Source organism: Arthrobacter sp. H5 (assembly GCF_000520595.1).
GTDB lineage: Bacteria > Actinomycetota > Actinomycetes > Actinomycetales > Micrococcaceae > Arthrobacter_D.
Genome location: NZ_KI915000.1, coordinates 165,484 through 175,374, shown reverse-complemented (window position 1 = coordinate 175,374; position 9,891 = coordinate 165,484). Strand labels below are relative to the sequence as shown.

Below are 9,891 nucleotides of genomic sequence, written 5' to 3'. Positions count from 1 at the left end.
GCTGCGCCGCAGCGCGGGAATTCCTCGACGTCACGGTGTGGGTGGAAGCAGACGAAACCCGGCGGCGCCGCAGCGCCCTCGAGCGCGACGGCAGCACCTACGCCCCCTTCTGGCAACGGTGGGCCGACCAGGAGGACCGCTGGCTCGCGGCCGACAACCCCGCAGAGCACGCCGATGTGGTGGTCGAAGGGCACCGCGGGGACGGGACTCCACAGCAGGTACGCCTGGCACTGACGGGGCTCCCGCAGTGCGAATCGCTTCTTGCGGTGGAGCGGGCAGCGCGCCGCGGCTTGACCCTGAGTGTGGAAACCCTGCCAGTATGCCCCGACGGGCCTGCGCTCTTCAGCGCCCTGTACGGCACCTCGGACACGGCCGCGTGGTTGGACAGTTCCACAGCTGAGGACCGACAGGACCGCAGCCGCTTTTCCATCATGACCGATTGCGGCGGCAGGTTTGGCCAGAGAGCCCGGCACACTGCCGGCACCACGCTGGTGACCGGCGGAGCGGTGACGGCCCGGATCCGTGGACCCTTTTTCCGCTGGCTCGACAGCGTCTGGGGCCGGCGGGCTGTCCGACCTCCCGATCAATACCCCGGCGAATTCACCCTGGGGTGGCTTGGCTACCTGGGTTACGAGCTGAAGCGTGAAACGGGCGGCTCTTCCCTCCCCACCGGCTCCCTCCCGGACGCCTCGCTCCTGTTCGCAGGCCGGGCGGTGGTGCTGGATCACCGACAGCAACGAACGTACCTGTTGACTCTGGGCGACGGTGGACGGGACCCGGAGCTGGCCGAATGGCTGGCCAGCGCGCGGGCCGCGGTGGTGGAAGCGCTGCCGCTCCCCCGGACACCCGCGCCCGTGCGCCCGAAGTTTGTTTCCCGCGACCGTCGTGAGACGTACCTGGACAAAATCCGCGATGCACAGGCTGAGATCACCGAAGGAAATTCCTACGAGGTGTGCCTCACCACCTCACTGCACGCCACAGCCAACGCGCCCATGGACACGCTTCAAACGTATCTGCGGCTCCGTGACAACAACCCCGCGCCCTTTGCCCACTACCTGAAGTTCCCCACCTTTGCCGTGGCTAGCACGTCGCCGGAGCGCTTCCTCAGGCTGGACGCCGGCGGGGGTATGCGTGCCGAACCCATCAAGGGAACCCGCCGTCGTGCGTTGGATCCGGACGCGGACGCCGCCCTACGGCAGGAACTGGCAAACTCCGAAAAGGACCGCGCAGAGAACATCATGATCGTTGACCTGTTGCGCAATGACCTGTCACATCTGGCGGTGCCGGGCAGTGTCACGGTGAGCAGGCTGTGCGACATCGAAACGTACGCAACCGTCCACCAGATGGTCAGCACGATCGACGCGCAGCTCCGTCCCGGCTCTTCCCGCGCCGAAGCCGTGGCGGCCGCTTTCCCGGCCGGGTCGATGACCGGCGCACCGAAGATCAGCACCATGGCTATCCTGGACCGGCTGGAAGGTACGCCACGCGGCGTGTATTCCGGCGCCGTCGGCTACTTTTCATTGAACGGCGCGGCTGATCTCGCCGTCGTGATCCGCACCCTGGTGATGGAAGAGAACGACGGCGGCACACAGCTCACGCTCGGCGTAGGAGGAGCGATCACCGCGGACTCCGACCCGGCCGAGGAGTGGGAGGAAGTGCGGACCAAGGCGTTTGGGGTGTTGTCGGCGCTGGGTGCCGAGTTCCCGGGCTAATCCCTCATCGAAGGGAGGGAAATGACCACTTTCGTGCTGGAAAACCGTTATTTCGCTCCCTTCGATGCAGCGGGAGCCCAACTAAGCTGGCTGCATGACTGTTCTGGTGTTCCTTGACCCTGATTATGACGACGGACGGATCGCCGACGCGTCACAACCCCAACTGATGGCCACAGACCTCGGCGCAACGCGCGGGGACGGAATTTTCGAGACGCTGCTGGCGGTCGACGGCCGCCCGCGCAAGGTACAGGCCCATCTGGACCGGCTCGCGTCGTCGGGCGTTCTGCTGGGGCTGGAACTTCCGGCCGCCGACTCGTGGCAGCGGGCCATCGACACGGCGCTCCGGGAGGCCGGTCCAGCCGATGAGCAGGTGGTCAAACTGGTGGTCACCCGCGGGGTTGAGGGAGCAGGAGCGCCCACCGCGTGGGTGCAGGTCTCCCCCGTTTCCGAGTCCGTGCGCGCCAAACGCGGCCGGGGCCTCGCAGTGCTCCTGCTGGAACGCGGCTATGACAGCACGGTGGCGCAGCGTGCTCCGTGGCTGCTGATGGGCGCCAAGACACTGTCCTACGCGGTGAATATGGCCGCGATCCGGCACGCGCACGAGCAGGGCGCCGACGACGTCATCTTCACCTCCTCCGACGGCAAGGTTCTGGAAGGACCCACGTCCACGGTGCTTATCGCCCGGGTGCGCGACGGCGGCAAGGAACTCATCACCCCACAGTTGGAGAGCGGGATTCTTCCGGGGACGTCGCAGGGTGCGCTCTTCGCGGCTGCCCGTGAAGCCGGCTGGAAACTAGGGTACGGACCGCTGGTTCCTGCGGATCTGTTCGAGTCCGACGGCGTGTGGCTGATTTCGAGTGTGCGCCTCCTCGCGCCGGTGCTCTCCCTGGATGGGGAGCCAGTTTCGGTTTCACCGGCGCTCACCGCCGAGTTATCGGAGCTGGTAGCGTCCGTCTCCTGACGGATCCGATGGCCTGTGCCTGCTCCTGTGCCTGCTCCGCAGATTCGTTGGCTTGTCGCAGGGTTCGCCGCTTCGACCCAACGAATTCTGCGACAAGGCAACGAATCTGTCTAAAGGAGGTGTCGATTTTGGTGGTGGTCGCGCGTCATCATAGTGAGGAAGCCGGAAAGGCGTCTTCGACGACTGCAACACAAGGAGAAGAGATGAGCACCGAATACGTTGTCCTGCTGCACGACAATGAGGATGAGTGGGCCAACACCTCCGGACCCGACCGGATCAAGACCTATGAACGGCACGGCGAGTTTGCGCGCCGCTGCGCCGAGGGTGGACATAAGATCACCGGCGGCGCCGAGTTGAAGCCCGCGGCAACCGCAAAAATACTCAGGGGTCCGGGCGTCGGCGTGACCGATGGCCCCTACGCTGAGACCGCGGAGCAGCTCGGCGGGTTCTACGTGGTGGAAACTGACGACAGCGCAGCCTTTATCGATCTGCTCAATGAGCTGCTGACGGGGACAAGCTCCCCCGTTGAATTGCGCGAGACAGTCACGGACGCACCCTCATGAAGGTTGTAGTGCTCATGTACGAGGACGAACAGGTGTGGGCCAACGCCACCGAGGCAGTGCAGGAGAAGTACATGGCAGCACACAATGCCTTCTCAGACGCTGCTCAGGAGAAGGGAAAAATCCTGGCCGGGGAGGCACTCCAAACAGTGGCAACTGCAACAACCGTCAGGCGGCGCGGATCGCAGGTGGGACTGACCGATGGACCATTCGCCGAAATCACCGAGCAGCTTGGCGGTTTCTATGTCCTGGAAGTGCCCGATCTCGATGTTGCCGTCGAGTTGGTGAAGCTCCTCCCGGAATACACCATCGAACTTCGTCCGGTTGCCTACTTCTAACCCGGCTCCGGATGCCCCGCCGGACCCAACGAACAACAGTGCGGCCAACGCGGCGGTTGCTGTCGAGGAGGCCTGGCGGGGTCACTGGGCGCGGCTGCTGGCGCTGCTGGTCGGAAGGTTCCGGCGCTTCGAGCTGGCGGAAGACGCTCTGGCCGACGCCTACACCGCTGCAGCGCACAACTGGCCGCGGGACGGCGTCCCCGGCAATCCTGCCGGGTGGCTCCTGACCACCGCGCGCCGTCGTGCTTTGGACATTCTTCGGGCAGAGGCCGTCGCGGCGCGAAAGGAGCCACTGGTTGTTGTGGACGCTGAAGCCCGCAAGGCTGCGGTCGATGAAGGCGGACACGTACCTGATGAACGGCTCCGCCTGCTGTTCACCTGCTGCCATCCAGCCATCGCAGCTGACGCACGGGCGGCGTTGACCCTTCGCTTTGTGGGAGGCCTTGGGGTACCGGACGTCGCCTGCCTCTTCCTGGTACAGGAAGCAACCATGGCCGCCCGGCTGACGCGCGCCAAAAAGAAGATCGCTGCTGCGGGAATACCGTTCACCCTTCCCGCCCCGGACTGGCTGGATGAGCGGCTGGACCTCGTCGCGACCGTCATCTACCTGATTTTTACCGCCGGCTATTCGCCCGGAACCGGTCCGAACCTGCTGCGCGTAGGCCTCGCTGCTGAAGCGATCCGGCTGGGGCGGGTGCTCGATGAACTGCTGCCGGGCCGGAGTGTTGTGCGCGCCCTGCTCAGCCTGATGATTCTCCAGCACTCCCGGCGCGATGCCCGGACTGACTCGGGTGGAGAACTGATCCTGCTGCCCGAGCAGGACCGTTCCGTCTGGCGGCAGGAGGAAATAGCGTCCGGCGTAGAATTGCTTGCCGGGTTGCCGGCCGGCCTCACGGGACAGGCCCTCGAATACCAGCTCCAGGCGGGCATCGCTTCACAACACGCCACGGCTGCGCGGGCAGAGGACACCGATTGGGTCGCCATTGCGGCGCTCTATGCGGAGCTGGAATCCGCCACCGGATCCCCGGTGGTCCGCCTGGCAAGGGCAGTGGCGGTGATGGAGGTGACCGGGCCGGAGGATGGACTGGTGCTGCTTGACGGGCTAAGTGAACTCATCCCAGGCCATCACCGGCTTCCCGCTGTCCGCGCCGAACTTTTGGTCCGCGCTGGCCTGATTTCAGAGGCGCGCGGATTCTTTGAGACCGCAATCGCGCTGTGCGGCAATGATGCCGAACGGAGGCACCTTCAACGGCGCCTGGGCTCCCTCTAAGACTCCGGATCCTCAGCGGTTACCCAACATTACGGTTCCGCGTGGCGCGCACGCCCATCACGGTGCTACGTTGCTTGAGAGTAATGAGCGCCAGCGCCAAGCCCTGACTTGCTGGCCGGCAACCCTCCTTCACGGCGGGGTGCCTCAGGTGAATACTCGGCACCGGATCCGCATCTAACAGTGATCGAACAGTGCAAGTGTGAGGAGACACAATGCCACAGCACCCATCCCATTCCCATAGCGGCTATGCAGGAGACATCACTCCGCGCCAGGCCGTGGAAAGAGTGGAAAAAGGCGCCGTCCTCGTCGATGTGCGCACGGTCGAAGAATGGCAGACCGTTGGCGTCCCTGACCTCAGCGACGCGGGAACCGCACCCGTCTTCGTGGAATGGAACCGGGCCGGCGGCGTTCGCAACGAATCGTTCCTCAACGAACTTCACGAGTACAAGGGCCGGGAGCTGCTGTTCATCTGCCGGTCGGGAGTACGTTCCGTGGCGGCTGCCCAGAGTGCCACTTCCGCAGGCCACACGGTCTACAACGTCCTGTACGGCTTCGAGGCCAACGGCGGCTGGCGGCTGAGCGGGCTCGCCACCACAGCGCACACCAGCACCGAAGCCGGCACCCCCGCACTGGGCGATGCTGATGACTGAGCCCACGCCGTCGTCGTCCGCGTCTGAGGTGACCAACGGCGGCTATCCGCTGATCGGGCAGAACGACGACGCCGGCAGTTGGGGCCTGGACACCCTCGCCGTCCGTGGTGGGCTGGCACGGACCAACTTCGAGGAAACGTCGGAGGCGTTGTTCCTCAACTCAGGTTTTGTGTACCATTCCGCGGCCGCTGCAGAGGCGGCCTTCACAGGCGATGTGAACCGGTTTGTGTATTCCCGCTACGGCAACCCCACCGTCGCGATGTTTCAGGAACGCCTGCGGCTGCTCGAAGGTGCCGAGGCATGTTTTGCCACCGCCAGCGGCATGTCAGCGGTGTTCACCGCCCTGGGCGCGCTGCTCGCCGCCGGCGACCGGGTGGTTGCGTCGCGCAGCCTCTTCGGCTCGTGCTTTGTCATCCTCAACAAAATTCTTCCGCGCTGGGGCGTTGAAACGGTCTTTGTTGACGGGCCGGACCTCAACCAGTGGGAGGAGGCACTCAGCGTTCCCACCACGGCGGTGTTCTTCGAGTCACCCTCCAACCCCATGCAGGAAATCGTGGACATCCGGGCGGTGGTCAAACTCAGCCACGCAGCCGGTGCGCAGGTGGTGGTGGACAACGTCTTTGCCACCCCCCTGCTGCAACGCTGCACCGAACTGGGTGCCGACGTCGTTGTCTATTCAGGAACCAAACACCTCGATGGCCAGGGCCGCGTGCTTGGCGGCGCAATCCTTGGCCGCAAAGACTTCATTGACGGCCCCGTCAAGACGCTGATGCGCCACACCGGGCCGGCGTTATCGGCATTCAACGCCTGGACGCTCCTCAAGGGATTGGAGACCATGTCCCTGCGCGTGGGCCACTCGGCCGCTTCCGCGCTCAGCATTGCCCGCTGGCTTGAGGCGCAGCCGGCTGTGAACTGGGTGAGGTATCCGCTGCTGGAATCGCATCCGCAGTTTGACTTGGCGGCCGCACAGATGAGCGCGGGCGGAACCGTGGTCACCTTCGAACTGAACGCTCCGGAAAGCCGCGCGAAAGAGACCGCCTTCAAGCTGCTCGACGCGCTCAGCATCATTGATATTTCCAACAATCTGGGCGACTCCAAGTCTTTGATCACCCACCCGGCCACCACAACGCACCGTGCCATGGGTGCCGAGGGCCGCGCTGCGATTGGGCTGTCCGACGGCCTCATCCGGCTCTCGGTGGGCCTCGAAGACGTGTCCGATCTGCAGTCCGATCTGGGCAAAGCACTCTCCAGCCTGTGACCTACCTGTGAGTTTTACGTTCGTTTGAACCATTCCTCCTCACATCCCGTCCTAGAGGCAGAGGGGTCGATTGGCCACTCCCTTTCCTGGGCCGCCAGGAACTGAACACGGGAGGATTCAACCATGAGTAAGACACTGCGCATACTTGTCGCCGCTATTGCGGTCTGCCTGCTGGCACTGACCGGCTGCAGCTCTACCCCACCCGAAACGGAAGCTCCCCCCGCAGCAGAGGAGCCTGCGGAGGAGACCGCCGAGGAAACGCCGGCGGAAGAGGAACCGGAGGAAGGTGGAACCACAGGAGCGGAAGCTCCTGAGGAAGGCGCTGCCGCCACCGGCCCGCTCGGTGTCGCAGAGAGTGACCTTGGCGAAATAGTTGTAGACAGCGAAGGCATGACCGTCTACTACTTCACCAACGATGAACCGGATTCAGGCGTCAGCGCTTGCGAAGGTGGCTGCCTTGAAGCCTGGCCCCCGGTCATCAGCGAAACCGATGCCCCGGAGGTGGAAGGTGTCACCGGCGAGGTGGGCACCATCGAAACACCCGACGGTGAGTTGCAGGTGACCATCAACGGGATGCCCATCTACTACTTTGTCGAAGATGAAGCAGCCGGTGACGTCAACGGCCAAGCCGTCAACGACGTCTGGTATGTCGTGGCTCCAGATGGCGAGATGATCCAATAGCCGCCTAAAGGGTCACGTCCTTCGCCTGAAGCGCCGTCTTCATGGCTCGCAGGGCGTAGTGCAGGCGGGACTTCACGGTCCCCTCGGGAATCCGAAGGGACCGTGAGATCTCCGCCATGGTGTCGCCGTGGAAATAGAAGTGCAGCACCACGTCGCGATGCTGGGGTGACAGGCAGCTCAACGCATCAGCCACGAGCCAGGCGTCCAGGATCTGATCGGTCGGGTCTGCCCCTGCGGTTTCAGGGACGTTTTCTACCCCGAACTCGTGGCGGTGGGGCGGACTGCGGAACGAATCAATGACAAGGTTGCGGGCTACCGCGAACAGCCAAGCACGGACCTCGCCTTCGCTGTGGTCGAGCATCACCGGATGCTCCCATGCCCGCAGCATGGTCAGCTGCACAACATCGTCCACGAGGGCCTGGTCTCCGGTCAGGCGCGCAACGAACCGCCGCAGGGCGAACGTGTGATCGTTACTGATGGAACGCAACCACTCCGCCTGACCAATTCCCATGGAAAATTCCTAAACCAATGCCGCCGCTGAGGTTGTGGAAAAGCCTGTGGCCTTAATAATGCAACCCTTCGGCACAAACGCAACAGGAATCCTGTCGATGATGGCGGAATCGTTAGCGAACCCGCTCCCTCCTCAGAGCCTCTGCCACCGCCTCAGCGCCTCCGAGTGCCTGAAGTCAGGAAAGTATAAAGTTCCAGGTCCCGGCGTAAACGGCTGTCAGCACGGCCGCCGCGGAGATAACCACCCCGGCCAGGGCTACCCCGCCGTCCACTGCGCTGAAGGTACTCTCCCGCGCCCACGTCCGCTCCCGGCCGCCGAACCCACGCGCTTCCATAGCCACCGCCAGCCGGGTCGCCCGTCGGATCGCCTGCACAATGAGGCCGAATGCCTGACCCAAAAAGTTCTTGAACCGGGCCGCGGGGTTACCCTCGAAGCCAACGCCCCGGGCATGGCGCGCGAGTCCCAGCGTGCGCCATTCATCCATCAGCAGGCCTACAAGCCGCATGCCGGCGAGCGCGCCGAGGACAAAACGGTGCGGCAGGTGGAGCTTCTGCGCCAGCGCGTCCGCAAGATCCGTGGGATCAGTGGTGGTCAACAGGAATACTCCCGGCAGCGCAATAGCAAGAGCCCGTAGCCCGATCGCAAGGCCCGCGTTGACGGAGTCCTCGGTGAACAGGACCGGCCCCAGTTCGAACAGTACCGCGCCGGTTTTCTCGGCCAACAGAGCGGTCCCATACGCACCGACTGCGGCAGCCACCACAAAGGGCCACGTGCGCAGGAACAGCTTCCAGACGCTGATTCCCAGCAGCGGCATCAGCAGGATTTCACTGCCGAGCACGACGGCGGCGCTCACCCAGTCCACACTGAGCATCACCACGATGGTCACGAGGACCGCGGCCAGCAGCTTGGACAGCGGGTTGGCTCGCAGCAGCACCGGGCCGGTGAGGTTCGGGTTCAGCACGTCAACACTCATACGGTTGCACCCAGGGTTGCCTTGCTGTCCTCGACCGATAGCACGCGGCTGCCCAGCGTCCGCGTGTACTCGCGGTCATGGGTGACCGAGACAACGCAGGTCCCGTTGCGGATGAGGTCCGCAAGCAGCGAAACAAGCTCGGCCCAGGTGTTGGCATCCTGTCCAAAGGTGGGTTCGTCGAGCACGAGGATGTCCGGACCTGTGGCAAGCATGGTGGCAACCGAAAGCCGTCTCTTTTCCCCGCCGGAGAGGGTGAACGGGTTGGCTTCCAGGAGGGACGTCAGCCTGAGCCGTTCAGCGATTTTTTCCACTCGGCGTTTGATGTCCGCCTCGCGGTGTTCCGCTACCAGGCGCGGGCCAAACTCCAGTTCATCAATGACGCGGTGGGTCAGGAACTGGTGCTCCGGTTCCTGGAAGACCGTCCCGATCCTCGTGACCAGTTCCGCCGATTTCCATGTGTGCGGGTCTGCCGCCGCTCCCCTCGCCAGCTGAGGCGACGCCGCCAGCGACCCGTCCCGGCGGGGTAGCAGCCCGGCCAGCGTCAGGGCAAGAGTGGATTTTCCGGCACCGTTGGGCCCCACAATGCCCAGTGAGGATCCTGCGCTCAGCCCCATGGTGATGTCCTCCAGGACCGCCGGACCGCGTCTGGTCCGGGCGACGGACATACCCTCGGTCTCCAGAAGAGGAGACCCCGCAGACGCATCAAGCTCAGGGACGGGAGGGCGGTATCCCGGGATCCACACGCCGGCCTCGATCAGGCGCTTTCTGGTACCCACCTCTTGCAGCACTTGACCCGGAGGTCCGTCGGCAAGAATCCCGCCGTCGGCAGCGAGCACCACCACGCGGTCCACAACGTCTGCCCATACCTCCACCCGATGTTCCACCACCACCAGCGTGGCGCCGGTCCGGTCAAGGACGCGCACGACAACGTCCCTCACCTCGAGCACTCCCGCCGGGTCCAGGTTTGCCGTCGGCTC

General features: G+C 64.5%; 11 protein-coding genes and 1 riboswitch. Of the genes, 8 read left to right on the top strand and 3 right to left on the bottom strand.

The genetic code is table 11. The features are described 5' to 3' along the window. From pabB to Y708_RS0113490, 8 genes are all read left to right on the top strand, one after another. A partial coding sequence (gene pabB / locus Y708_RS25010; protein WP_051478988.1) for an aminodeoxychorismate synthase component I occupies positions 1-1,712 on the top strand: 1,712 nt, incomplete at its 5' end. 94 nt (positions 1,713-1,806) lie between these two features. Beyond that, a complete protein-coding gene (locus Y708_RS0113520; RefSeq protein WP_028280352.1) occupies positions 1,807-2,673 on the top strand; it encodes an aminodeoxychorismate lyase in 867 nt (288 codons plus the stop codon). A gap of 203 nt (positions 2,674-2,876) precedes the next feature. Next, a complete protein-coding gene (locus tag Y708_RS29865; RefSeq protein ID WP_028280351.1) occupies positions 2,877-3,236 on the top strand; it encodes a YciI family protein in 360 nt (119 codons plus the stop codon). After that, positions 3,233-3,571 (top strand): YciI family protein, encoded by a 339-nt coding sequence (locus Y708_RS0113510; RefSeq protein WP_028280350.1) that lies wholly within the window; start codon positions 3,233-3,235, stop codon positions 3,569-3,571. The genes Y708_RS29865 and Y708_RS0113510 overlap by 4 nt, the downstream gene beginning before the upstream one ends. Beyond that, complete coding sequence (locus Y708_RS25005) at positions 3,558-4,841, top strand: RNA polymerase sigma factor (protein WP_051478987.1); 1,284 nt, start codon at positions 3,558-3,560, stop codon at positions 4,839-4,841. The genes Y708_RS0113510 and Y708_RS25005 overlap by 14 nt, the downstream gene beginning before the upstream one ends. 79 nt (positions 4,842-4,920) lie before the next feature. Further along, positions 4,921-5,047: riboswitch (SAM riboswitch) on the top strand. 6 nt (positions 5,048-5,053) lie between these two features. Continuing rightward, a complete protein-coding gene (locus tag Y708_RS25000) occupies positions 5,054-5,491 on the top strand; it encodes a rhodanese-like domain-containing protein (protein WP_051478986.1) in 438 nt (145 codons plus the stop codon). After that, entirely contained in the window at positions 5,484-6,749 is a 1,266-nt protein-coding gene (locus Y708_RS0113495; RefSeq protein WP_081746788.1) for an O-succinylhomoserine sulfhydrylase, read from the top strand. Before Y708_RS25000 ends, Y708_RS0113495 begins: the two co-directional genes overlap by 8 nt. Before the next feature lie 123 nt (positions 6,750-6,872). Further along, entirely contained in the window at positions 6,873-7,430 is a 558-nt protein-coding gene (locus Y708_RS0113490) for a COG4315 family predicted lipoprotein (protein WP_051478985.1), read from the top strand. Between the two features lie 4 nt (positions 7,431-7,434). Here Y708_RS0113490 and Y708_RS0113485 read toward each other — a convergent pair whose 3' ends face one another. The 3 genes from Y708_RS0113485 to Y708_RS24995 all read right to left on the bottom strand — a co-directional run. Next, entirely contained in the window at positions 7,435-7,941 is a 507-nt protein-coding gene (locus tag Y708_RS0113485; RefSeq protein ID WP_028280347.1) for a sigma-70 family RNA polymerase sigma factor, read from the bottom strand. Positions 7,942-8,116: 175 nt separating this feature from the next. Next, entirely contained in the window at positions 8,117-8,914 is a 798-nt protein-coding gene (locus tag Y708_RS0113480; RefSeq protein WP_051478984.1) for an energy-coupling factor transporter transmembrane component T family protein, read from the bottom strand. Next, on the bottom strand, positions 8,911-9,891 hold a 981-nt coding region (locus Y708_RS24995), incomplete at its 5' end, for an ATP-binding cassette domain-containing protein (protein WP_035776263.1). The genes Y708_RS24995 and Y708_RS0113480, both read right to left, overlap by 4 nt.